The organism is Pseudomonas sp. FG43, assembly GCF_057809175.1.
In genome coordinates this window covers 1-23710 of the sequence record NZ_JBMDJL010000018.1, presented here as the reverse complement: position 1 = coordinate 23710, position 23710 = coordinate 1, and the positions used below count along the sequence as shown (strand labels likewise).

The 23710-nt window shown below is 56.0% G+C and carries 19 protein-coding genes; 16 read left to right on the top strand and 3 right to left on the bottom strand.

Going from position 1 to position 23710, the window contains the following annotated elements; translation table 11 throughout:
- Positions 1–2 precede the first annotated feature (2 nt).
- Positions 3–1178: an efflux RND transporter periplasmic adaptor subunit gene (locus ACODS3_RS19565; RefSeq protein ID WP_489035819.1), complete on the bottom strand. Its 1176-nt coding sequence runs from the start codon at positions 1176–1178 to the stop codon at positions 3–5.
- Positions 1179–1329: 151 nt separating this feature from the next.
- Between ACODS3_RS19565 and baeS the strand changes: the two genes are divergently transcribed.
- From baeS to trhP, 5 genes are all read left to right on the top strand, one after another.
- Positions 1330–2718: a sensor histidine kinase efflux regulator BaeS gene (baeS, locus tag ACODS3_RS19560; protein ID WP_304575661.1), complete on the top strand. Its 1389-nt coding sequence runs from the start codon at positions 1330–1332 to the stop codon at positions 2716–2718.
- A gap of 3 nt (positions 2719–2721) precedes the next feature.
- Positions 2722–3399 carry a response regulator gene (locus ACODS3_RS19555; RefSeq protein ID WP_201020267.1) on the top strand — a complete coding sequence of 226 codons (678 nt, stop codon included), beginning with the start codon at positions 2722–2724 and terminating at the stop codon, positions 3397–3399.
- 71 nt (positions 3400–3470) lie between these two features.
- On the top strand, positions 3471–4757 hold the full coding sequence (gene kdsB, locus ACODS3_RS19550) for a 3-deoxy-manno-octulosonate cytidylyltransferase (RefSeq protein WP_489035817.1): 1287 nt from the start codon (positions 3471–3473) through the stop codon (positions 4755–4757).
- 132 nt (positions 4758–4889) lie between these two features.
- Positions 4890–6068, top strand: a complete 1179-nt coding sequence (fliB, locus tag ACODS3_RS19545) for a flagellin lysine-N-methylase (RefSeq protein WP_201020269.1) — start codon at positions 4890–4892, stop codon at positions 6066–6068.
- 147 nt (positions 6069–6215) lie between these two features.
- Positions 6216–7547, top strand: a complete 1332-nt coding sequence (gene trhP / locus ACODS3_RS19540; RefSeq protein WP_304575662.1) for a prephenate-dependent tRNA uridine(34) hydroxylase TrhP — start codon at positions 6216–6218, stop codon at positions 7545–7547.
- Between the two features lie 142 nt (positions 7548–7689).
- On the opposite strand, the gene ACODS3_RS19535 is transcribed toward trhP, so the two are convergent.
- Positions 7690–9495 (bottom strand): di-heme-cytochrome C peroxidase, encoded by a 1806-nt coding sequence (locus ACODS3_RS19535; protein WP_489035814.1) that lies wholly within the window; start codon positions 9493–9495, stop codon positions 7690–7692.
- A 396-nt stretch (positions 9496–9891) separates the two neighbouring features.
- Here ACODS3_RS19535 and ACODS3_RS19530 point away from each other — a divergent pair, with 396 nt between their 5' ends.
- The 6 genes from ACODS3_RS19530 (at position 9892) to ACODS3_RS19505 (ending at position 17113) form a co-directional block, all read left to right on the top strand.
- A complete protein-coding gene (locus ACODS3_RS19530) occupies positions 9892–10890 on the top strand; it encodes an NADP-dependent oxidoreductase (protein WP_489035812.1) in 999 nt (332 codons plus the stop codon).
- Between the two features lie 409 nt (positions 10891–11299).
- Positions 11300–12283 (top strand): DUF1852 domain-containing protein, encoded by a 984-nt coding sequence (locus ACODS3_RS19525; RefSeq protein ID WP_489035810.1) that lies wholly within the window; start codon positions 11300–11302, stop codon positions 12281–12283.
- Between the two features lie 24 nt (positions 12284–12307).
- Positions 12308–13342, top strand: coding sequence for a methionine synthase (locus tag ACODS3_RS19520; protein WP_304575665.1), 1035 nt, complete (start codon positions 12308–12310; stop codon positions 13340–13342).
- A 150-nt stretch (positions 13343–13492) separates the two neighbouring features.
- Positions 13493–14005: a flavin reductase family protein gene (locus tag ACODS3_RS19515; RefSeq protein ID WP_201020275.1), complete on the top strand. Its 513-nt coding sequence runs from the start codon at positions 13493–13495 to the stop codon at positions 14003–14005.
- Positions 14006–14333: 328 nt separating this feature from the next.
- The gene (locus ACODS3_RS19510; RefSeq protein WP_304575666.1) at positions 14334–15959 is read left to right on the top strand and encodes an ABC transporter substrate-binding protein; all 1626 of its coding nucleotides are present in this window, start codon (positions 14334–14336) and stop codon (positions 15957–15959) included.
- A 41-nt stretch (positions 15960–16000) separates the two neighbouring features.
- On the top strand, positions 16001–17113 hold the full coding sequence (locus ACODS3_RS19505; RefSeq protein WP_201020277.1) for an alpha-hydroxy-acid oxidizing protein: 1113 nt from the start codon (positions 16001–16003) through the stop codon (positions 17111–17113).
- 168 nt (positions 17114–17281) lie between these two features.
- Here the strand turns inward: ACODS3_RS19505 and ACODS3_RS19500 are convergent, their stop codons facing one another.
- Positions 17282–17959, bottom strand: a complete 678-nt coding sequence (locus tag ACODS3_RS19500) for an RraA family protein (RefSeq protein ID WP_489035807.1) — start codon at positions 17957–17959, stop codon at positions 17282–17284.
- Positions 17960–18301: 342 nt separating this feature from the next.
- Here ACODS3_RS19500 and ACODS3_RS19495 point away from each other — a divergent pair, with 342 nt between their 5' ends.
- The 5 genes from ACODS3_RS19495 to ACODS3_RS19475 all read left to right on the top strand — a co-directional run bounded on the left by ACODS3_RS19495 (position 18302) and on the right by ACODS3_RS19475 (position 23607).
- Complete coding sequence (locus ACODS3_RS19495; RefSeq protein WP_489035805.1) at positions 18302–19279, top strand: hydroxyacid dehydrogenase; 978 nt, start codon at positions 18302–18304, stop codon at positions 19277–19279.
- An 82-nt stretch (positions 19280–19361) separates the two neighbouring features.
- Positions 19362–20699, top strand: a complete 1338-nt coding sequence (locus ACODS3_RS19490; protein WP_489035803.1) for an MFS transporter — start codon at positions 19362–19364, stop codon at positions 20697–20699.
- 212 nt (positions 20700–20911) lie between these two features.
- On the top strand, positions 20912–21664 hold the full coding sequence (locus ACODS3_RS19485; protein ID WP_201006791.1) for an IclR family transcriptional regulator: 753 nt from the start codon (positions 20912–20914) through the stop codon (positions 21662–21664).
- Positions 21665–21831: 167 nt separating this feature from the next.
- Positions 21832–22884, top strand: coding sequence for an NAD(P)-dependent alcohol dehydrogenase (locus ACODS3_RS19480; RefSeq protein WP_201020281.1), 1053 nt, complete (start codon positions 21832–21834; stop codon positions 22882–22884).
- Positions 22885–23118: 234 nt separating this feature from the next.
- Complete coding sequence (locus ACODS3_RS19475; protein ID WP_201006795.1) at positions 23119–23607, top strand: (2Fe-2S)-binding protein; 489 nt, start codon at positions 23119–23121, stop codon at positions 23605–23607.
- Positions 23608–23710: the final 103 nt, after the last annotated feature.

Below are 23710 nucleotides of genomic sequence, written 5' to 3'. Positions count from 1 at the left end.
GTTCAGCCCTCCTTCGCAACAGTGGCGGGCGACACTTGCTTGCTGGTAGCCACCACTTCGGCACCAACTCGCACCTTCTGCCCGCCTTCGACAATCACCTGATCGCCCGCCGTCAGGCCGGAGGTCACCCACCATTGATTGCCCACCGCCCGGTCAATCGTCAGCACTCGCTGCTCGACCTTGCCATTGACCACTACCAGCACGGTAGTCACGCCACTGGCGCTACGACTCACGGCCTGCTGCGGAACCAGAATCGCCTTGTTGTCCCGAGCCTGTTCAAGCACGGCCCGCACATACATGCCAGGCAACAACAGTCGATCTGGATTGGCGAACCGGGCACGCAGGGTCACAGTGCCGGTTCCTTCATTGACGCTGACGCCACTGAACTGCAAACGACCTTCCCCGGGATAAATGCTGCCATCTTCAAGCTTGAGGCTGATGTTCACTGCGCCATCGCTGTTGGCTTGCAGCACGCCGCTGGCCAGATCGCGCTTGAGACGCAGCAACTCCGTAGTGGATTGCGTGACATCGACATAGATCGGGTCCAGTTGCTGCACAGTCGTCAACGCCGCGTCCTGATTGGCCACGACCAAAGCGCCGGGTGTCACGGTGGATGTTTCGATGCGCCCGCTGATCGGCGAAGTGATACGGGTGTAGGCAAGATTGATACGCGCGGTTTCTACACCGGCCTGCGCAACCTGCAACTCGGCCTCAGCGCTGAGCAGGCTGGCCTGAGCATCTTCGTTATCCTGCTGGCTGATGGCATCGATCCTTGCCAACTGGACATTACGCTTGGCCGTGGCCTGCGCCGACTTAAGGGTCGCACGGGCTTTGGCCAATGTTGCCTGGGCTTCAGCCAGCGCCGCTCTGTAGGTAGCGCCATCAAGCTGGTACAGAGCCTCCCCGGCCTTGACTTCAGCGCCTTCGGTAAACAGTCGTTGCTGCACGATACCGCCAACCTGCGGCCTGATCTCTGCCACCATGAAGGCCTGCGTACGCCCGGCCAGTTCGCTGGTCAGCACCTGACTCTGTGGTTGAACGCTGATCACTGAAACCTTGGGCAATACCGCGACAGGCGCAGGCGCCTGCGGCGAACAACCGCTCAACAGGCTTAAAAGAGCGACATAAAGAACGAATGTGGCAGTCACCAGATATTTGGCGAAGATTTTGATCGACATAAATGCCTCTACAAGACGTTGTGGCTTGGGCCTGTCGCCATGTTGTGAGGCAAATGTGCAGGAAAATTGAAGATTGCCCTCGCCGCTTGAATCTTCGCCGCCAGCGGGCCTAAATGAGCGGCCTCTTCATCGACATAAATGTGCAAACCCCATGAAATTGAGTATCTCCACCAAACTCTTCATTGCGGTCCTGACCGGCGTGCTGTTTGTCATCCTGAGCATGGGTCTGACTGCGAACTGGAGCTTTGGTCGTGGCTTTCTGGGCTATCTCAATGAACAGGGCATGCAGCGGATGACGCCGATCCTGCCAAAGCTTGCTGCCGCTTATGCCCACGAAGGTAACTGGGAGTTTCTGCGCCACAACAGGGATCGCTGGTTTGAAATCATGCGTCCCGACCATGATGAAGAAGAACGCATGACCACCGCCCCCAGGACCATGCAGACTTCAGACCTGACAGGCGCAGTGCTTCGTCTGGCGTTGCTGGATGAGCACAAGCGCCAGGTGATGGGATATTCGGGCTTGAATGACGATGACTATATGCGCCCCATCGAAGTGGATGGCAAAACCGTCGGCTGGCTGGCCATCACACCTTTCCAGAGCGTCAGTGAAGCCGGTGGCGAACGCTTTCAGCAATACCAGCTGCGCGCCAGCCTGGGCATGGGCGTGCTGTCACTGGTGCTAGCCATGCTGATTGCCTGGTGGATCGCCCGAACCCTGCTTGACCCGGTCAAGCGCGTGGCGGCGGCTACGCATCGACTGGCCGCTGGCGAGTACAGCAGCCGGGTGGTTGTGTCCTCCAACGACGAAGTCGGGCAACTGGCCCGCGACTTCAACCAGTTGGCCTACACCCTGGAGCGCAACGAACGCATGCGCCGGGATTTCATGGCCGACGTTTCCCACGAGCTGCGCACGCCGCTGTCGGTACTGCGCGGAGAGCTGGAAGCTATCGAAGACGGTGTACGCACCCTCGATCAGGCATCCATGAAGTCATTGCAGGGCGAGGTCGGCATGCTCAGCAAACTGGTGGATGATCTTTACGAACTGTCACTGGCCGATGTAGGTGCCCTGACCTATCGCAAGACCGATTGCGAACTCAATGAACTGCTGGAAAGCAGCGCCGCCATGTTCCATGAGCGTTGCGCAGCCCGGAAGCTGAGCCTGGAACTGGAGCTTCCCGCACAGCCACTACCCTTGCAGGCCGACGCCAAACGCTTGCAACAACTGTTCAACAACCTGCTGGAAAACGCTGTGCGCTATACCGACGAAGGCGGCGTCCTGCGAATTCAGGCGGCCATTGAGGGAGATGAACTGCGGATCGACTTTCTCGACTCAGGCCCCGGTATCGAGGCCGAACAACTGCCGCGTCTGTTCGAGCGCTTCTACCGTGGCGAGGCTTCACGCAACCGGGCCAGTGGCGGCGCAGGTCTCGGGCTGGCCATCTGTCACAGTATCGCGCTGGCACACGGCGGCAGCCTGACGGCAGATCACTCACCCCTGGGCGGTCTCTGGCTGACCCTTCGCCTGCCACGGAGTATCTGACCCATGGCCAATGACGCGCCAATCCTCATCGTCGAAGATGAACCCAAACTGTCTGCACTGATGCGCGATTACCTGAACGCAGCAGGTTATCCGACCCAATGCCTGGCCAATGGTCTTGAAGTGGTGCCAGCGGTACGCACCTGTGAACCGAGGCTGATTCTGCTGGACCTGATGCTACCGGGTCGCGATGGCTTGCAAGTGTGCCAGGAACTGCGCAGCTTCAGCACAGTGCCGATTGTCATGATCACGGCCAGGGTCGAGGAAGTGGATCGCCTGCTCGGTCTGGACCTGGGGGCCGACGATTACATCTGCAAACCGTTCAGCCCGCGTGAAATGGTGGCCAGGGTCAAGGCCATCCTGCGCCGTAGCCCACAGCTTGCGTTGCTGGAGGCTCAGCCAAGGTTGCTGATCGATGAGGAACTGTATCGCGCCTCGTTCGATGGCGTGGCGCTGGACCTGACTCCGGTTGAGCTGCGCCTGCTCAATACCCTCGCCCGCTCGCCAGGCCGCGTGTTCTCCCGTGACCAACTCCTGGACAAGCTTTATTCGGATCATCGCGTGGTCACCGACCGCACCGTAGACAGCCATATCCGCAACCTGCGGCGCAAACTTGCGCAGGCCTGCCCGCAGGAAGATCCCATCCAGTCGCTCTATGGCGTGGGCTACAAGCTGGAACTTTGACTCGCGCAGGGTCTGTCGCTGGTATGATCCGCTTTTCGCTCTGCACCGCTGAAATCGTTTAAGGACCCTTCATGGCCAGCCATCCGCAACGTGTCGCCATTGTCATCCCGGCAAGATACGCCTCCACCCGCCTTCCCGGTAAACCGCTTGCCGACATCGCAGGCAAACCCATGGTGCAGCATGTGTATGAGCGCGCTCTGGAAGCCGCCATTGCCGATACGGTAGTGATTGCCACCGACGATCAGCGTGTGGCCGATGCGGCGCGCAGCTTTGGCGCGGCGTGTGTGATGACATCCCCCGACCATCCTTCGGGCACTGATCGCCTGGCCGAAGTCATGAGTCAGGTCGAAGCCGATATCTATGTCAACCTGCAAGGCGATGAGCCACTTGTCAGGCCTGCGGATATCGCCACGCTGGTGACCGGCATGCTCGCTGATCAGTCCGTGCAGGTCGGTACGCTCTGCCATCCGATAGACTCGGCCGAAGCAGGCAACCCCAATACCGTCAAAGTGGTCCTGGCCGCCAACGGCAATGCGCTGTATTTCAGCCGCTCGCCGATTCCCTACCCCCGCGAGGCTGAAACGGCCACTTACCTCAAGCATGTCGGGGTCTACGCCTATCGCCGCGAGGTGCTGGCCAGCTACTCCGGCTTGTCTCAGCCAATGATCGAGCATGCCGAAAAACTGGAGCAACTGCGCCTGCTGACTGCCGGTTACTGCATTCGTGCATGGGTGGTCGAGCCCACCGGGCCTGGCGTCGATACCCCAGAATGCCTGGAAAAAGTCCGCGCCCTGATCGAGGGCCGCTCACTGCCAAGCCTGCCCGCACTGGCCGATATTCGACTGGTGATCACCGATGTCGACGGCGTGCTGACCGATGGCGGCATTTTCTATGACGCAACCGGCGAATGCCTGAAACGCTTCCACGTTCGCGATGGCATGGGCATGCGCATGCTGGAAGAAAACGGCGTGCGAGTGGCGGTCTTGTCAGGACGTGACTCGGCGACATTGCGCAAGCGCGTGGTGGACCTGGGCGTAGAGCTGTGCCAGTTCGGCATCAAGGATAAAAAGGCCGCTTGTGAGCAGTTGATGGCCGCCGCCGGAGTGACCGCCCGTCAAACAGCCTGTATCGGTGATGATTCCATCGACCTCCCGGCCTTTGCCGCTTGCGGTCTGTCGTTCGCCGTCGCCGATGCGCCGGTCTATGTGCAGCAGCAAGCCACGCATGTGCTGCAACGCGCGGGTGGCACCGGGGCATTCCGGGAGGTTTCCGATTCTATTCTGATCGCCCAGGGCAAGGCTGACGTCTTGGGTTCAGCAACCGGTTATGCATCGGTAATGGCCAGGATGGCCCAGTAAAACCGGAGGCTCCCGACGCCAAAAGGCTCGGGAGCCTTTACCCCCGCATCACCATTTCCCCTTCTGCATGGAACAACTCCCGCACATCGACCACTCAGGTTCAAACGAACCTTAGACTGCGGGAGAGAATTCATGGGCATTCAGTCCGCCAGGGCTTTCAAATACGTACAAGAGTTTTCATGCATTGCCGAGCGCTGCGAAGACAACTGCTGTAAGGGTAACTGGCGCATTGCAGTCAGCAATCGCAGCCACGAGCTGTACAGCCGGGAGTTTCCCGAGCTCTTGAATCTGATCGTCAAGGACGATTCGGGCTACCAGATGGACAAGGCCGGTGGCCAGTGCGGCGCGCTGCAAGGCGGACGTTGCCAGATCCATGCCCAGCAGGGTGAAGAAGTTCTCACCGATACCTGTGCCAACTACCCTCGCATGTATCGCCGCATCAATAACTCGTTGGTGAAGTCCGCAACCATGAGCTGCCCCGAAGTTGCCCGTATCGGGCTGTTTGGCGAATCGCCGTTCAAGATCGAAGAAGGTCCCCAGGACGACCATCATCTCTACGCCGCCGCCAATCAGGAATTCCCGGGTATCGATCAGGCCCAGTGGCGTTCGGTGGTGGAGTCTCTGCTGCAAATCACCCTGTCGAAGAAACTGCCGGTTGGTCAGGTATTGCTGCGTCTGTACGACATTTCTGCGCAACTGTCGGAACTGCCTCACGCCCGCTGGATCGAGGAAATCCCTCTGCTGGCCGACAACACCAGCAAGCTTGCGGAGGATGGCAGCGAGCCGATCCTTGCCGATCCATTGCTGATCGTGCTGATCAACGTCCTGAATGCACCGGGTGCGCCCTCCTCCTTGCGCCAACAGCTACTCACCTCTTCGCTCATCGTACCCGGCGAAACGCCTGCACAGGCGCAGTGGACGCTACGGGCCGAGTATCGGAACCTGTACACCGAAAAGCTGCAGCACAGCCTTGATCTGATCCTGAAGCGTTTCATTGCTGCCGAGATGACCCGCACCGGCTTCCCGTTCATCTCCAACACCAGCGCCGGACAGGATTACGGCTTGAACCTGACCGAGTGGGCAACCACCCTGGCCATCCGCACCCTGACCCTGCGTAATCTGCTGATTGCTCATTGTGATGTGAACAACCAACTGGCGCCGGACAAGCAACAGATCGTGGATCTGGTCTACCGGTTCTGCCGGGCTGCCAGCCATAACGCAGTGACTGCCGCCGAGCGCACCTTGCGCAATGCGATCACCGAAAAAGGCCTGGCGTACCTGAACACTCTGATCAGGCAGGTGGATGCCTGACGGTATCAGCCACATCCCTTCCTGAGCCCTGTCCTGAACAGGGCTCAGGCAGCAGAGAATGCCGTACAGAGCGTTTCATAGATCCAGATCAATAAACCCTGCTGGCAAGGCGATTACCGTTCGCGACTTTTTGCGACCGACACCGCCATGACACCCTTTACCCCGGAATTGCTCGCCCCCGCCGGCACCCTGAAAAACATGCGCTATGCGTTTGCCTATGGCGCCGATGCAGTCTATGCCGGCCAGCCGCGCTACAGCTTGCGGGTGCGCAACAACGAATTCGATCACGCCAACCTGGAACTCGGCATTCGCGAGGCTCAGGCTCAAGGCAAGCGCTTCTACGTCGTGGTGAACATCGCGCCGCACAACGCCAAGCTCAAGACCTTCCTCAAAGACCTTGAACCCGTAATCGCCATGGCTCCCGACGCGCTGATCATGTCCGACCCCGGCCTGATCATGCTGGTGCGCAAACACTTCCCGCAGATGCCGATTCACCTGTCGGTGCAAGCCAATACCGTGAACTGGGCCAGTGTCGAGTTCTGGCAACAACAAGGCCTGAGCCGGATCATCCTGTCTCGCGAACTGTCCCTGGAAGAAATCGACGAAATACGCCAGCAGGTTCCCGCCATGGAACTGGAAGTGTTCGTCCACGGCGCGCTGTGCATGGCCTACTCCGGCCGCTGCCTGCTGTCGGGCTACATCAACAAGCGTGACGCCAACCAGGGCAGTTGCACCAACGCCTGCCGCTGGAAATATTCCGCGCAAGAAGCCACGGAGAACCAGCTTGGCGACATCGTGCAAACCTGTGAACCCGAGCCGACCCTGGGCGCAGGCGCGCCGACCGATCAGGTGTTCCTGTTGCAGGAAGCCAATCGCCCGGAAGAACTGATGCCCGCCTTCGAGGACGAACACGGCACCTACATCATGAACTCCAAGGACCTGCGCGCCGTACAGCATGTCGAGCGCCTGACCCGCATGGGCGTGCATTCATTGAAAATCGAAGGCCGGACCAAATCCCACTTCTATTGCGCCCGCACTACACAGGTCTACCGCCGGGCAATCGACGACGCTGTAGCCGGCCGCGAATTCGACCGCAGCCTGATGACCGATCTGGAATCCCTGGCCCAGCGCGGCTACACCGAAGGCTTCCTGCGCCGTCATGTCCACGACGAATACCAGAACTACCAGAACGGCAGCTCGGTTTCGGAGCAACAACAGTTCGTCGGCGAACTGACCGGCGAACGCCGCGACGGACTGGCCGAAGTACGGGTCAAGAACCGCTTCAGCCTCGGCGACCATATGGAATTGATGACGCCCAAAGGCAACGTCCACTTTGACCTGCATCAGTTACAGAGTGCCAAGGGCGAGACAATCGAAGTGGCTCCGGGGGACGGGCATACGGTATATCTGCCGATTCCTGAGGATGTGGATTTGCGGTTTGGGTTGTTGATGCGGGATGTGAGATTCACCAACAGGTAGGATTGCGGACCAGGGAGCAGGAGCGAATTTATTCGCGAGGCGGCATTTCAAACGACTCATCTCTGTCGGATGTCATACCGCTTTCGCGGATAAATCCGCTCCCACCGTCCCCTGTTTGCTGCGCGACAGTGCAGCGCCTGAGTTACAGGGTTTTCATGTACTCGATCAATGCATAGCGCTCGTCATCGTTGAAAGAGGATGCACCATAGTCATGACCTGCCTTGGAGTTCCCCGGTAAGGAAGTATCGAAAGTGAACGGGGCACCAGGCCCATTGGCATCGATAAAACCGACAGCCTTCGGATCGAACACAATCGAGCCCGCCTTGAAGCTCGAAGGACGTGCGTCGGGAGGCAGCAGCAGATCATACAGCGTGCGTACCGAGCCGTTGTGCAGGTAAGGCGCTGTTGCCCAGATGCCCGTCAATGGGCGCGCCTTGTAGGCAAGAGTCGGATAGTCCTGGATATCGAGTGCATAGCAGGCCTGGAGTCGCTTGTTCTTTTCGGTCGAGGCAAAGCTCAAAAAGGAGAAAACGCTCTTGCGTTCGGTTCGTGGCGGTTGCGACTGGACGTTCAGGTAATCCTTCATCGCCAGCTCAAGAAGGTCTTTCTTCTGGTTCAGTAATATTTCCCGTGCCGTTACGCCCAACTGTGTGACCAAAGTCGTCTGATCTGTGACAACACCTTTGAACGTGTTGAGAAGCGCGCCCTTGAGCTTGCCAGGATCACTGATGAACTGGACGGCATTACAAGCCATCCAGGGGTCGGTATTGATGCTTTGAAGGCTTTCGGGCCTCGTACTGATAGGAGTCATCTGAGCGACGATCTTGCTTTTCAGATCATCGCGTGACAACGGTAAATGGCAGCTTGAGCAATTATTGTCGAACAGCTTGGCACCCTGCTCCACCTTCACAGGATCGATAGCTCCGAGTTTTTCAGGCCATTTCGGTGGTTTCAGGCGCTGCAACGTGCGTTCGAGCTGATCAAGGTTATCGATGCGCACGCTTGAAACAAAGCCCTTGAAAAGCGAATTGGAGCGAAAGGCCACATCACCGAAGACCCCCACGACTTCCGAGGCGTTGCGCGCAAGAGCGCCAACATCCAGGCCATCCGGGCCCAGCCGCTTGTTTGGAGCGACACCGTTCCATTGCACTTTATCGTGCTGGGAAGTGTTCCACAGAAACGGATAGCTGACTGGAGCATCCGAGGGGTTGGGCGTTGGGTTTGGCGCCCCATTGAGCTGCGCCACACGGTTGAGAATATGCCCCACGGCATCAACTCGGCCCGGGCCATACACCAGATCCGTCTTATAGAGCGATGCGCTTTTCTCAAGGAAAAGATTCAACTCCTTCAGTGAACTGGACAGAAGCTGACGATTACCTTCGGAGTCGTCACCTGCAAGGACCTTTGTCGCAAAGCGATCAAATTTTTCATCATCACTCTGGGTGTCGATCAGAGCATCGCGGAAGGCATCAACAAACTTCTGGAAATCGGCATTGGTGGGGCCGCCCTGAACTTCCCAGGTATGGCCACTGTAGGAAACATTGGCCGTGTGACAGGCCGCGCAGTTCATTCCCACCCAAGGTTCCTTGTCAGACTGGTTGTTCTTCCAGCGCAGGCGAGAAAACGTCAGGGACTTGTCACTGCCTTGATCGACCACAAACCCCAAGGGCAACCGATAACTCTTGTAGTCAAACTCCAGAGTGCGCGGTGTATAACCATACCTTTCGATATTCGCGTCGGACATGAAAGGCACTTTCGAGCCTTTTATTTCCAAGGCCATCATCCAGCTCAGAGGAACCAGACGTGACCCTTGAGAAGTGTCCTGCCAGACTGCGAGATCTTTCGCACTCCAGTTCTGATCCAGACTGTACTCATCTGCCAGTACCACTGCCGATGTCAGGCTTCCAACCCCAATACTTACCGCTGCCAACACAGACTTCACTGTCATTTTCTCGATCCTTGTGGCTGTCTCCAGGAACCGCAATCAGCGGGCGCATCGCCCGAACCCTCGATTGGGCTACCCCCTGATTGGGAGTGTAGATATTTTTCAAGCAAATGATGGCATTTTGTTACACCCCACAAAACCGAGGCATTTCTCCTCCCCCAAATTCCCCTCTACTGCCTCAGCAGGCAGGCACCGAGCAGATTTTGATGTCGTTTATAATCAAAATCATTGACCTCTAAGATTATGAACATCATCATTAATGAGCATTTATATACGCTGGGCTGAAATCCGGGCGTTGCATCACGCTGAATGCTTGCCACCCTGCACACGGCGTCTGCCTGACGAGAAAAGCAGGCCTTATCGGATTGCCCGATTTCCAATTCACAGAGCCAAATCAACATGAAGGCATTTTTCATCGATCGTTATGGCAAGAACAGCGGACGTCTTGCCGAGTTACCCGACCCGGACGTGGGGCCCGACGACGTTCTGGTTCAAGTGCATGCCACCAGCGTCAATCTCCTGGACTCCAAGATCAGGAAAGGTGAATTCAAACTGATCCTGCCCTATTCCTTTCCACTGGTGCTGGGTAACGATCTGGCTGGCGTGGTGGTGCGTACAGGCTCTGCTGTGCGGCAGTTCCGGCCGGGTGATGAGGTTTATGCGCGCCCTCCTCAGGAGCGCATCGGCACCTTCGCCGAGCTTATCTGCGTCAAGGAAGATTCACTGGCTCTGAAACCCAAGAACATAAGCATGGAGGAAGCAGCCTCTATCCCTTTGGTCGCTCTGACGGCCTGGCAGGCACTGGTCGAGACCGCAAGGTTAAAAAAGGGACAGAGAGTACTTATACACGCCGGCTCAGGCGGCGTTGGAACCATCGCCATTCAGCTTGCCAAGCACCTCGGGGCCGTTGTTGCCACAACTACCAGCACGAGCAATGTCGAGTGGGTGAAAGCGCTGGGAGCGGACGCTGTCATCGATTACACGCAGCAAAGCTTCGAGAGCGAACTGCACGACTATGACGTCGTACTCAATAGTCTGGGAGCCGACGTTCTGGATAAATCGCTCAAGGTTCTGAAGCCCGGTGGTCAGCTCATTTCCATCTCCGGGCCACCGACGCCCCTGTTTGCTGACGAGCAGAAACTGTCCTGGGGGCTGAAGCAGGTCATGCGTTTGCTGAGTTATGGCATCAGGAAGAAAGCACGCGAATTCGACGTCAGCTATGCATTCGTTTTCATGCAGGCAAATGGCGCTCAACTGCGTGAAATCAGCGCGCTGATCGAGTCCGGCGCAATCAAGCCGGTGATAGATCGCTCCTTCCCGTTCGAGTCAACAGCAGATGCTCTTGGCTATGTGGAACAGGGGCGTTCCAAAGGCAAGGTGGTCATTAAAGTCAGGTAAACACGGCCTGACAGGCCAGGGCAGCCTCTACGCTGTCCTGGCTTTCACCTCTGGCACATACGAAAAACCTGCCGCCTCCCAGTCGTACCAATCGGGGGTAAGGCGGAGTTTACGGGTGCAAATGAGCATTTCGATCGCGCTCGCGCACTAGCCTGTTTTTAACGCGGCATCACCGAGCGCAGATACATTTCGTACAAAGCCTGATCCTGACCAGGCATCCATCATGAACATGACTAATGTTTTATTGAAATCAATTCGTTTTTGTTCATGTCGCCACCGTTCTTAAAATACGTGCAACTTTTCACGGCAGGCAGAGTAACGGCTGCCGGGTTAAAAAAGAATGTTAGCCAACCCTGAAAGGTGAAGCAGTAAATTCAGGTCGAGCTTAAAGGAGAGGTATCAGATCAAGATGAACAAAGAACTCACATTTGCTATCAAGAGCATTGGTTTTGATGAGCATTACTTACCCTCAGACAATACGCGCATCACGACCAACTTTGCCAATCTGGCCAGGGGCGAAAATCGCCAGGAGAATTTGCGCAACACCTTGAAGATGATTGACAATCGCTTCAATGCCCTGGCGCATTGGGACAATCCTGAAGGTGATCGTTACACGGTCGAACTGGACATTATCTCCGCGGAGATGAATATTGACGCTGAAGGCGGTGACCATGCCATCCCGTTGATTGAGGTTTTGAAAACAACGATTGTTGATCGAAAAACCAATGAGCGTATCAATGGGGTCGTGGGGAATAACTTTTCCTCTTACGTACGCGACTATGACTTCAGTGTGCGGTTGCTAGAGCACAACAAGAACCAGTCCGGATTCAGTACGCCAGAAGATTTCGGAGATCTGCACGGAAAGTTGTTCAAATGCCTCATCAATTCAAATGCCTATAAAAAGCATTTTGACAAGCCACCTGTTATCTGCCTGAGCGTATCGAGCGCCAGGACCTACCACAGGACCGAGAATCAGCATCCTGTCCTGGGAGTTGAGTACCAGCAGGATGAATACTCTTTGACGGATGAGTATTTCAAGAAAATGGGGCTGAAGGTTCGCTATTTCATGCCGCCGAACAGCGCTGCGCCTTTGGCTTTTTATTTTTCAGGCGATGTGCTGGGTGATTACACCAGCCTTGAACTCATTGGCATCATTAGCACAATGGATACTTTCCAGAAGATTTACCGGCCTGAGATTTATAATGCGAACTCGGTGGCAGGAAAGTCCTATAAGCCGAGTTTGAAAAACCAGGACTATTCATTGACTCGAATTGTGTATGACCGCGAGGAACGTAGCCGGCTGGCTATTGAACAAGGAAAATTTGCCGAAGAAAACTTCATCAAACCCTACCAGGCCGTTCTTGAGCAGTGGTCCGCCCGTTGCGCTCTTTGATTAATTAAAAACAAGGCCATCTTCATGAAAAAATTGTTACCCACTTCGACTGCAGGCAGCTTGCCTAAACCCTCCTGGCTTGCGCAACCTGAGACCCTTTGGTCACCCTGGAAATTGCAAGACGAAGAATTGATTGAAGGCAAGCAAGACGCGCTGTGTTTGTCGCTGCAAGAACAACAATTGGCCGGAATCGATATCGTCAGTGACGGTGAACAAACTCGCCAGCATTTCGTGACTACGTTTATTGAACACCTCGACGGCGTTGATTTCGAACAGCGCGAGACTGTCAGAATTCGTGACCGCTATGATGCGAGCGTGCCAACGGTTGTGGGTGCTGTTGCTCGACGAAAGCCCGTTTTTGTCGAAGACGCCAGATTTCTACGCCAGCAAACCAGGCAGCCAATCAAGTGGGCCCTGCCAGGCCCAATGACAATGATTGATACCCTTTACGATGCTCATTACAAAAGCCGTGAAAAACTGGCTTGGGAATTTGCCAGGATTCTCAATCAGGAGGCCAAAGAGCTGGAGGCTGCCGGGGTCGACATCATTCAATTCGATGAGCCTGCATTTAACGTTTTTTTTGATGAGGTGAATGACTGGGGCGTTGCCACCCTGGAACGGGCGGTTGAAGGACTCAAATGCGAAACCGCTGTGCATATTTGCTACGGCTACGGCATCAAAGCGAATACCGACTGGAAGAAGACGCTGGGCTCGGAGTGGCGACAGTACGAAGAAGCCTTTCCCAAACTGCAAAAATCCAGTATCGATATCATCTCGCTGGAGTGTCACAACTCTCACGTCCCCATGGATCTGATTGAACTCATTCGGGGCAAGAAAGTGATGGTAGGAGCCATTGACGTGGCAAGCCATACCATTGAGACGCCCGAGGAAGTCGCCAATACCCTGAGAAAAGCACTTCAGTTCGTCGATGCCGACAAACTCTATCCATGCACCAACTGCGGCATGGCGCCTTTGCCACGTCGAGTCGCGAGCGGAAAGCTGCGCGCGTTGAGTGCGGGTGCAGAAATCGTCCGCAGAGAACTCTCGAACGAACGCTAAGCAACCTTCGGAAATGGCGCAGGTATTGAACAGGCGATCAGGTCGCTTTTGATCAATGGCCGCTTTCACAGGCTGAAGTCAGCCAGATTATCCGGCTGCTTCAGGCGTCCCCATCAACAATATCAACCCACTATCTTCTCAGGACCTGCCATGTCGCCTTCTGATACTGCTATCGAGCCATTGAGCTTTCGTGAAGCGCTCGGATACTACGCATCTGGTATTACCGTGATTACATCCCACATTGCCGGGGAACCGATTGGCTTCACGTGCCAGTCTTTCTATAGCGTGTCGATGAGCCCGCCACTGGTATCGTTCAGCGTCATGAGCAGCTCGGCCAGCTATCCCGGAATTCGCCAGGCAGGTCGGTTTGCAGTCAATATCCTCTCGGGTGAGCAGGCCAATATTTCCAATCAGTTCGCTCGGCGAGGTACGGACAAATGGCATGGCGTCGAATGGGAGGAGTCTCCGCTGGGTAACCCGATCATTGTCGGCAATCTGCACTGGCTTGATTGCGAAATACATGCCGAGCACGCCGCAGGTGATCACCTGATCGTGATTGGTGAAGTAAAAGCCTTAAACCTGCAACAAGCGACTGCTGCTACGCAGCCATTGCTCTACTTCAAAGGACAATATCGCAATCTCGCCGCGCATAGCGGAGTTTGACGGTTACCTCCCAGCCCAATCAGCTGAGAGCCATACTATATGCAGGGCAAAGAACCTAAAACCCGGCCTGCCCAAAACCTCCAGACCAACCCACAAAAATGCACAAAAAGCATTTAAAAAAAAAATATAATTCACTTGTTTTATAATTATCTTAGATCAAAAAAGAATTTCCCACCCCAATTCCATACGATTACCTTCTTTCGCAAGTTGAGCTTCTGCAACTGTCTCGCGAAAGCGACTACCCGAGCGACCTCGCCACCACCACATCGCTCTCACCATCCCCAATCACACGCCTTTTTGTTGCGGCCCGATAATGAACGGAGTAGCCATGTCTTTACGACGCTCTACAGGGCATCTCTGCGCACTCATCGTTGCGCTGATTTCAATTGCCGCCTGCTCACCCTCCAATGAATCGAACGATAAGGTATTGAACGTCACCTTCTTCGCTGACAATACCATTCTCGTGAGTGTTGATCCGTTTCAGGTCTACTGGCTGGAACACCGGGTCATGCTGCGTAATGTCGCCGAGTCATTGACCGACCAGGAACCTTCCAGCGGTCAGATCATTCCATGGCTCGCCAAACGCTGGGAAATCAGCGATGACGGCTTGGCTTATACCTTTTATCTGCGTGACGATGTCACATTCAGCAACGGAGAGCGTTTTAATGCCAAGGCCGTCAAAACGGCGTTCGATAGCAACAAGGCACTGGTCGAGAAGCTGCCCAGCACTTTTGGCGCCACTTACCTCAGCGGATACGACCACGCGCAGGTAATCGATGACTTCACAGTGAAGCTTGTGCTGAGCAAACCCAACGCAGGCTTTCTGCAAGCAACATCGACCACTATTCTGGCCATTCTTGCTCCTGCGTCCTATGCGCTCACCGAACGGGAGCGTTCACTGGGCCAGATCATTGGCACCGGCCCCTTCGTCCTGGACTCCTACACCCCCGAAACCGGCGCTAAACTTTCCAAACGTCATGGCTATCACTGGGCATCGGCCAACTCCAGGAATCAGGGCGATGCCTATCTGGACACCGTGAATATCACCTACACCCCGGAAGAGAGCGTCCGCAACGGTCTCTTTTTGCAAGGCAAGGTGGACATTCTTTGGCCACGGCTGCCGTTCTCGGAAATCAATGCAAATCTGTTCGAGAAAAAAGGGGCAACCATTCAGACTCGCTCGCTGCCCGGCCCCGCCCTCAATCTATACCCCAACGTAAGTGCCCAGCGAATCTTGAGCGACAGGAAAGTCAGGATTGCTCTTCAGAAATCCATTGATCGCAAAAGCTTTGCTCAAGTCGTGTTCTCCCCCACCTTCCCTGTTGTCAGTGGAGTACTGGATGTCACCACGCCGTACTACAAGTCTCAGTCACAAAAGCTGGCGTACGATCCTGACGGCGCTGCTGACTTACTGGATCAAGCAGGCTGGATCAAAGCGGACGATGGCTTCCGATATAAAGACGGAAAACGCCTGCGTCTGGTGTACAACATTTCTCCTGCGGAGACTCCAGGCGACATTCTCATTCAGGATCAACTGCGCAAAACGGGAATCGATCTGAATCTGAACGTACTGACTCGCGCCGATTGGTCTGCCAGAAACGGGGCCGGGAATTACGACCTGACGGCCGTATATATGACACGTGCTGACCCCATCATTCTGCAAACAATCCTCGACCCTCGAACGGCTTACAGCGCAGCGGTCGCAACCAACATATACGAGCCCCAGACACTGCCGAAAGCCCGCGAATTGTTCGATGCCGGCGTTACCTCCATTGCGCCGGAAAAACGAGAGCAGGCATACGGTGCGCTACAAGATCTTTTGATAGATGAGGCCGCTACGTTCCCTCTTCATGAGCGCTTGCTTCAGGCCGCTACGTCATCGCGCGTCAAGAATTTTCACTGGACAGCTGAGGGCATTGCGCTATTTGGCGACATCCAGCTGACAGGTAAGTAAATAACCTTTAACGACGAACTACGCGCAACTCTGGAGTAACCATGACAACGAATGATGCCTGCGTCCCGGATGTGCCAGACGCACCGGTAACGTTCAGTAACCTCATCGAACTTGAATCCCGGGCGGCCAAGGTCATACCCACGGCGGGGTTCGAGTACATTGCACGCGGGGCTGGTGATGAGCAGACCTTGCGTGAAAACCGGGAGGCATTCAGCCGAGCCTTCATCGATCAGAGAATCCTGACCGGCAAGGTCGTGGAGACATTGGAGACATCAATCCTCGGGGTCTCTTTACGCTCGCCCATTACGATCGCGGCAATGGCGTCGCAAGGTATTGCCCACCCCTCTGCTGAATCAGGCACTGCGATTGCGGCGGATCACGTCGGAACGCTGCTCTGCGTGAGCACCGTCTCGACCCAGAGCCTGGAAACCATTGCCGCAGCAAGCGCAGGGCCGAAGTGGTTTCAGCTTTACCTTACTCGCGACGATGGTTTTAACCGCGAACTCCTCAACCGGGCACGAGCGGCAGGATACACAGCCGTGGTGTTAACTGCCGATGTCACGGTCGGAGGCATCCGGGAGCACAACCGTCGAAACGGATTCGATGCAGGACATCTGCGCGGGAATTTCATAGACGCCGCCGGTAACCCCCGCTGTACCGATCGATCGTTCCAACCCGCTTTGTCTCTGGATGCGATCAGTTACGCTCATGAGCACAGCGGGCTGCCTGTTGTCGTAAAAGGCGTGACCACAAGCCAGGATGCTCTTCGCGTCATTGAACACGGCGCCGCCGCGATCCAGGTTTCAAACCATGGAGGAAGGCAACTGGACGGTTCCCCGGCGGCCTTCACATCACTGCTACATGTGGCTGAGTCTGTTGAAGAACGGGTTCCCATCATCTTTGACAGTGGCATCAGGCGCGGCACAGATGTGTTCAAAGCAATTGCAGCGGGCGCCGACGTAGTCGCATTGGGGCGCCCGGTGCTTTATGGCTTGGCGCTGGGAGGATGGCGAGGAGTAGTTTCCGTGCTTGAACATCTGGACAATGAGCTTCGTACGGTGATGCAACTGGCGGGTGCCGCAACTGTTGCAGACATCCGAAGCACCCGGCTTACTTTCGGCCTTACCGATCGGCAAATTCCTGGCTATGCGTAAAGTCAGTTCCCCCCTCTGCAACTCTGGGAGTTGACGCATCTGGTGCAGCTTGATGCGACTGGCCAGGACAGCCTGCGCGCTGTCACTGGCCACATACGAAAAACCTGCCGCCTCCCAGTCGCGCCAATCGGGAGTGGAGCCTGGGAGCCAGGGCGATGCGATCAGATATCAGGAAGAAAACTCACACCCCTTCTGAACAAGCAACTTCATGACCCAGGATCGGTCATTTTCACCCAGAGCTATCTGTTCGAGTTGCTTCTGTTCCGCGGCATGCTTGGCTGACGCGCGGTCATAAACGTCGCCGACCTGATCGAAAGGCACGCACAGCAAGCCATCACCATCGCCGATAATCAGGTCGCCTGGCTCTATGACCATGCCATCAAGAGCGATGGGCACGTTGACTTCGCCAGGGCCATCCTTGTAAGGCCCGCGGTGGGTGACGCCCGCTGCAAATACCGGAAAGTTGCCAGCGGCAATGCTCTCGGCATCACGGATCGCGCCATTGATCACAATCCCGGCAACGCCTTTCTTGATTGCATACGCAACCATCATCTCGCCAATAAGGGCATTGCTCAGATCCCCTCCTGCATCCACCACGATAACGTCTCCAGCCTGGGCGATATCGAGTGCATGGTGAAGCATCAGATTGTCACCGGGCCGCGCCTTGACCGTGAGAGCGGGTCCGGCCAGCACACCCGTGCGGTGCATGGCATGGAGTCTGGTACCGCCAGCAGTCATGCGATGCATCGAGTCGCTGACGTTCGCGACAGGGACACTCCTGTAACGCTCAACCCACTCGGGAGCGACCTTGCGCTCTTGCTTCAGCACTCTGAAACCAATGGACATTCGGCATTCCTCTTGTGTTTTTTGTGAACCGTCGAGGTCCAACTGAACCCATTAAATGAAACGGCATTTCAAAATTATCACCTGTTTTTTATTCTCGCAAGATTGCCCAGGCTGAGCTCAAGGCAGAAAATCTGCCGATGAATGGCTAAAAACAACCACAATCCGCCTAATTAATTGACATAAAACGGATTTCATTTTTTTCAGGCGTGACTTTTCAGAACGCAAAAAAGCCTTCGCAATATTTTTTATTGCAACGCCGTTTCATTATGCTAATTTCATCCCTGCCGAGAAAGCCGAAATAACGGCAAAACCGCACTCAGACAAAAAAACCAAGGTGTGCAAATGACTCAAACCCTCTTGTTGACCGGGCCTGAACTGACAGCCGAAGCCATGGCGTATGCCGCCTCTCAAGGTGTTCGGGTCGTGCCTACAACGCCATACACCCCCGCCGACGATCTGACCGCAATCATCGCCAGTGAGCAGCCTGATGCAATTATCGTCAGGCAAGGCAAGCTGACGCGGGAAATGATCGATGCTTCCAGGAAACTGAAAATCATCGCAAAGCATGGCGTGGGCTATGACACCATCGACATCGCCGCAGCTGCCGAGCGCAGCATTCCGGTCACGATTGCCCTGGGAGCCAACGCCCAATCCGTTGCAGAACATGCATTGGCCCTGATGTTCAGCGTTGCACGTCAGACCGCTCTTCTGGATGCCAGGATGCGCGACGGGCACTGGGACAAATCCACCTCTGTCGGCATAGAGCTGTCAGGCAAGACGCTGGGCCTTGTCGGGCTGGGTTCGATCGGCCGTATCCTGGCGGAACTGGTCGTCCCTCTGCGAATGGCAGTAAAGGTCTATGACCCCTACCTGAAAGAACTGCCTTCAATACCGGATATCCAGCTTGTCCGCGACTTCGATACATTGGTAGCAGACAGCGACATCATCAGCCTGCATTGCCCCCTGACCGACCAGAACCGCAACCTTTTCGGGGAAAAGCAATTCAACCGCATGCGCCCAGGCAGCATCCTGATCAACACTGCCCGAGGTGAACTGATTGATACCGATGCTCTGGTACAGGCACTCAGCACCCGCAAGATTGCCGGAGCCGGGCTGGATACATTCAACCCCGAGCCACCGCCTGCCGACTCACCGCTATGGGGGCTGCCGACTCTGGTAGCGACACCTCATGTCGGGGCGAATACAGCAGAAGCACGAGATCGCGTGGGTTTACTGGCCGTACAGCAGATTGTGAACTTCTGGAACGGCACATCGCCTGACCCTCGCGCCGTAGTGAACCGCCACCTGTTTGAAAGCTGATCCCGCAAGCGCCCCGAAGCGCAGCGGGTGAAATTCATAAATCCATAACGCTTCTCCAAAAAAAACAAAACGGGAGAGAGTCATGTCCATCAGTTCCAACGAGATCAGCGCCCTTGAGCAATCAACGATGCGAAAGGTCGCATGGCGGTTATTACCCTTTCTGATTCTCTGCTACCTGCTCGCGATCATCGATCGCGGCAACATCGGTATGGCGTCCTTGCAGATGAACCAGGATCTGGGTCTGACGCCCGCAATATTCGGACTTGCAAGCAGCCTGTTCTTTGTTTCGTACTTTCTTGTGGAGGTCCCGAGCAATCTGGCCTTGCAGAAGTTCGGTGCGCGGCGCTGGATCGCAAGGATCATGATTACCTGGGGGCTTATTTCTGCGGGCACCGCTTTTGTCCAGGGAGCGAACTCTCTCTACGTCATGCGCTTCCTTTTAGGCGCAGCCGAAGCTGGCTTTTTTCCGGGAGTGCTGCTGTACCTCACCTACTGGCTGCCATCCGCCTACAGGGGACGCATGGTGGCAATCTTCATGGTGGCAATTCCGGGCGCCAACTTCATTGGCTCTCCTCTCTCAGGCCTTCTGCTGAGCATGGACGGCTGGCTGGGCATGCGAGGCTGGCACTGGCTTTTCATTCTTGAAGGGATTCCTGCCACCTTGCTGGGCATTGCCTGCCTGTTCGTACTCACAGACCGTCCTGAACAAGCACACTGGCTAAATGCAGAGCAACGGAACTGGCTGATCACTCGTCTCGACGAAGAGCGCGCCCGAAAAACAGCCATTGGCCACATCTCCCTCTGGAAGCTGCTGCGACACAAACATATCTGGGTCCTAGCTCTGATTTATTCGGGAGCGTCAGCCGCTGGCAGCACCATGAGTGTCTGGGCACCTCAACTGCTGAAAACATTCGGCCTGAGCAATATGGAAATCGGCCTGGTCAACGCCATTCCATACGGGCTGGCATCAGTGCTTATGATCGTATGGGGACGCAGCTCCGACAAAACCGGCGAACGGCGCTGGCACACCGCAACGACACTACTGCTCATCACGGCCGGACTCTTGATGGCTTTGCTAACGTCATCACTGGTCGCCACAGTATTCATGCTGAGCATGGTGTTGATCGGTGCCTACTCCATGAAGGGACCATTCTGGGCGCTGGTTTCAACCTGGCTGTCATCATCAACGGCCGCTGCAGGATTGGCAGCCGTAGGCGCCATGGCCAACCTGATTGGTGGAGGTGTGATGGTGAACGTTTACGGAGCCATACATAACTCCACAGGCAGCTATGCATTGGCGCTGCTGCCGCTTGCAGCCCTTTGTGCAGCGGGGGCAATCATGGTCTTGCTGATGGGACGAAAACAGCTTCTTGATTCAGCCGAAACCTCAGGATTTGAACGCAAGGCAAATGCCCACTGATCAAACAGCATCAACCTTTCAATACTGCCGCCAGGGTCAAACCTGAGCGGCAGTGCTTTTTGTGCCAGGAAAGTTTCCGCCCCCCTTCCCCTTCCCGAAACCAAATAAGCTTTCTGCTCAGGTGCTTACGCATTGCTCCAAGCGGACAATGGCAGTATTTTGCAGCGTAGTAATGCATCACCCGATGCCCACAACTACAAGGGGAAATCCAAATGGTTAAAATCCGCCCGCGTCCCGCTGTCGCCGGGGTTGCATCGGCAGATCGGGTGCTGACCGTTCTTACTGCATTCAAGGTGGGCGATACGGCTTTGGAGCTTGCCGAGCTGGCCAATCGCACAGGGCTGATCAAAAGCACCATCATGCGACTGATGGTCTCGCTGGAGAACTACGGACTGATCACCCGCATGGCGGACGGACGCTATCAACTCGCAACAGAAATCATGCGATTGAACACTGTCTATCAGGATGGGCTCGATCTTGAGCGCCATATAACACCGCTGCTACACCGGCTGACTCAGGAAACAGGCGAAACCGCATCGTTCTATGTGCGCCATGGCGCTTACAGGATGTGCCTCTACCGGGTTAACTCACCGCACCACTTGCGCCTGCACCTGCAACCGGGCGACACCCGCCCCATGGACGGAGCTGCCGGGGCCGAAGCACTACGTACGCCCTACTCGCTGGCAGCGAAAATGATAAAGCCCATCTATTCGGTAGGTGCCACCGACCCGCACGCATCCTCAATGTCACTGCCCATTTTTGGGCCGGGTGAAAACCTGATCGGGGCTCTGGTACTGTCAGGCCCGGCAAGTCGCTTGACAGCAGACCAGGCTAGAACCCTCCATCCGCTGTTTCAGAATGCAGCCCTTGAACTGACCCGCAGCCTGGGTGGCGATGCGCTTGCCATCGACCAGGATGAACCGGCGCCTAAGAAGCCGCGAGCACAAAAGCCCCCAAAAGCCTAAGAAGCAACCGCCACGCAGACGCGAGGTTATCACCTCACGGCCGCCTCGATTATTCGATATCGCTCATATCTGCATGCGGATTAACGCAATATATCGATGGGCTCTTCGCCTCTAGACTAGACCCTCCAGCCCCAAGAGGGCTCATGTACTCATGAAAAGGAGAACCCATGACGGTCAAAGCCTACGGCGCCTACGCTGGCGATAAACCCCTTGAGTCACTGGAAATCACCCGCCGCGCTCCAGGCCCCCACGATGTTCAGGTCGATATCGCTTATTGCGGCATTTGCCATTCTGACCTGCATCAGGTGCGTGGCGAATGGGCGGGCACTCAGTTCCCTTGCGTGCCAGGCCATGAAATTGTCGGGCGCGTGTCCGCAATCGGCAAGCACGTAAAAGGCTTCCAGCACGGCGATCTGGTCGGTATCGGCTGCATCGTCGACAGCTGCAAGCAGTGTGAAGAATGCGACTCGGGCCTCGAAAACTACTGCGACGGCATGATCGGCACCTATAACTTCCCGACCCCGGATGCTCCCGGCTGGACCCTTGGCGGTTATTCGGAACAGATCGTGGTACACGAGCGCTACCTGCTGCGTATCCGTCACCCGGCTGAACAACTCGCCGCCGTGGCGCCGCTGCTCTGCGCGGGGATCACCACCTATTCACCGCTGCGCCACTGGCAGGCTGGCCCCGGCAAGAAAGTCGGGATTGTCGGTATCGGTGGCCTTGGCCATATGGGCATCAAGCTGGCTCATGCCATGGGCGCGCATGTGGTTGCTTTCACCACCTCCGAATCCAAGCGCGAAGCGGCGAAAGCACTGGGCGCCGACGAGGTCGTCATCTCGCGCAACCCAGAGGAAATGGCCGCCCATGCCAAGAGCTTCGACCTGATCATCAATACCGTGGCAGCACCGCACAGCCTCGATGATTTCCTGGCGCTGTTGAAGCGTGACGGCACCTTGACTCTGGTTGGCGCCCCCGCTTCACCACACCCGTCCCCCGAGGTGTTCAACCTGATCTTCAAGCGTCGTTCGATCAGCGGCTCGATGATCGGCGGCATTCCTGAAACCCAGGAAATGCTGGACTTCTGCGCCGAACACAACATCGTCTCGGACATCGAACTGGTGCGTGCCGACCAGATCAACGAAGCCTATGAGCGCATGCTCAAGGGTGACGTCAAATACCGTTTCGTGATCGATAACACCACGCTGGCCAACGCCTGAACCCAGGCATTAAATCCACAATCCGCACAGGCCGCGACCAGAGCATGGCCTCAGCCTGTGCGCAGTTGAAGGGTATTTATCAATTTCACTCATATAGCCTAGAAACCAGGCGCCATGGAGCGTCCGTCAGTACGTGCTAACGTTTCAGCAGTGTTGCGCAAGTGAAACGCTTGCTTTTTGGCCCGCAAACAAATGGCACTCAAGGGCATTTCCCCACTGGATGGCTGGATAATCATGGAACTGCAGATCAACGATAAGACCTATCAGGTCCAGGCCGAAGGCGATACCCCACTGCTGTGGGTCATTCGCGATGAACTCGGGCTGACCGGAACCAAGTACGGCTGCGGCCTTGCTCAATGCGGGGCCTGCTCCGTCCTGATCGACGGAGTGGCCGCACGCTCGTGCGTCGTTCCGATCCAGGGTGTCATCGGGCGCAAGATCACGACGATCGAAGCCATCGAAGAAGATGACGTAGGCAAGCGAGTGGTTGCCGCCTGGGTCAAGCATCAGGTCCCGCAATGCGGCTATTGCCAGTCAGGTCAGGTCATGGCCGCGACCTCATTGCTCAAACAGGTCGCCCACCCTTCGGATGCAGAGATCGGAGCCGCGATGATCAACCTGTGTCGTTGCGGCACCTATAACTTCATCAATGCAGCCGTACATGAAGTGGCTGGCGAAAAGGTCGCGCTGTTTGAGCCCGCAGCCACTCCCGGCAAGTCTTGAGAACTGCACGAGGCGCAGACCTCGGCAATCGCGCTTCAGAAATCGTGATCCAGGCTCTGTACGAAAAGTCGGCGAGCGAAGGTCAGGCAAGGCAAAAACAGGC

Excerpts from the sequence above, each read along its gene's own strand:
- ACODS3_RS19505 (WP_201020277.1), top strand. The coding sequence starts at position 16,001 with ATGACAACGAATGATGCCTGCGTCCCGGATGTGCCAGACGCACCGGTA.
- ACODS3_RS19565 (WP_489035819.1), bottom strand. The coding sequence starts at position 1,178 with ATGTCGATCAAAATCTTCGCCAAATATCTGGTGACTGCCACATTCGTT.
- ACODS3_RS19525 (WP_489035810.1), top strand. The coding sequence starts at position 11,300 with ATGAACAAAGAACTCACATTTGCTATCAAGAGCATTGGTTTTGATGAG.
- ACODS3_RS19535 (WP_489035814.1), bottom strand. The coding sequence starts at position 9,495 with ATGACAGTGAAGTCTGTGTTGGCAGCGGTAAGTATTGGGGTTGGAAGC.
- ACODS3_RS19490 (WP_489035803.1), top strand. The coding sequence starts at position 19,362 with ATGTCCATCAGTTCCAACGAGATCAGCGCCCTTGAGCAATCAACGATG.
- trhP (WP_304575662.1), top strand. The coding sequence starts at position 6,216 with ATGACACCCTTTACCCCGGAATTGCTCGCCCCCGCCGGCACCCTGAAA.
- ACODS3_RS19555 (WP_201020267.1), top strand. The coding sequence starts at position 2,722 with ATGGCCAATGACGCGCCAATCCTCATCGTCGAAGATGAACCCAAACTG.
- ACODS3_RS19520 (WP_304575665.1), top strand. The coding sequence starts at position 12,308 with ATGAAAAAATTGTTACCCACTTCGACTGCAGGCAGCTTGCCTAAACCC.
- ACODS3_RS19515 (WP_201020275.1), top strand. The coding sequence starts at position 13,493 with ATGTCGCCTTCTGATACTGCTATCGAGCCATTGAGCTTTCGTGAAGCG.
- ACODS3_RS19510 (WP_304575666.1), top strand. The coding sequence starts at position 14,334 with ATGTCTTTACGACGCTCTACAGGGCATCTCTGCGCACTCATCGTTGCG.
- ACODS3_RS19475 (WP_201006795.1), top strand. The coding sequence starts at position 23,119 with ATGGAACTGCAGATCAACGATAAGACCTATCAGGTCCAGGCCGAAGGC.
- ACODS3_RS19500 (WP_489035807.1), bottom strand. The coding sequence starts at position 17,959 with ATGTCCATTGGTTTCAGAGTGCTGAAGCAAGAGCGCAAGGTCGCTCCC.
- ACODS3_RS19495 (WP_489035805.1), top strand. The coding sequence starts at position 18,302 with ATGACTCAAACCCTCTTGTTGACCGGGCCTGAACTGACAGCCGAAGCC.
- kdsB (WP_489035817.1), top strand. The coding sequence starts at position 3,471 with ATGGCCAGCCATCCGCAACGTGTCGCCATTGTCATCCCGGCAAGATAC.
- ACODS3_RS19485 (WP_201006791.1), top strand. The coding sequence starts at position 20,912 with ATGGTTAAAATCCGCCCGCGTCCCGCTGTCGCCGGGGTTGCATCGGCA.
- ACODS3_RS19530 (WP_489035812.1), top strand. The coding sequence starts at position 9,892 with ATGAAGGCATTTTTCATCGATCGTTATGGCAAGAACAGCGGACGTCTT.
- ACODS3_RS19480 (WP_201020281.1), top strand. The coding sequence starts at position 21,832 with ATGACGGTCAAAGCCTACGGCGCCTACGCTGGCGATAAACCCCTTGAG.
- fliB (WP_201020269.1), top strand. The coding sequence starts at position 4,890 with ATGGGCATTCAGTCCGCCAGGGCTTTCAAATACGTACAAGAGTTTTCA.
- baeS (WP_304575661.1), top strand. The coding sequence starts at position 1,330 with ATGAAATTGAGTATCTCCACCAAACTCTTCATTGCGGTCCTGACCGGC.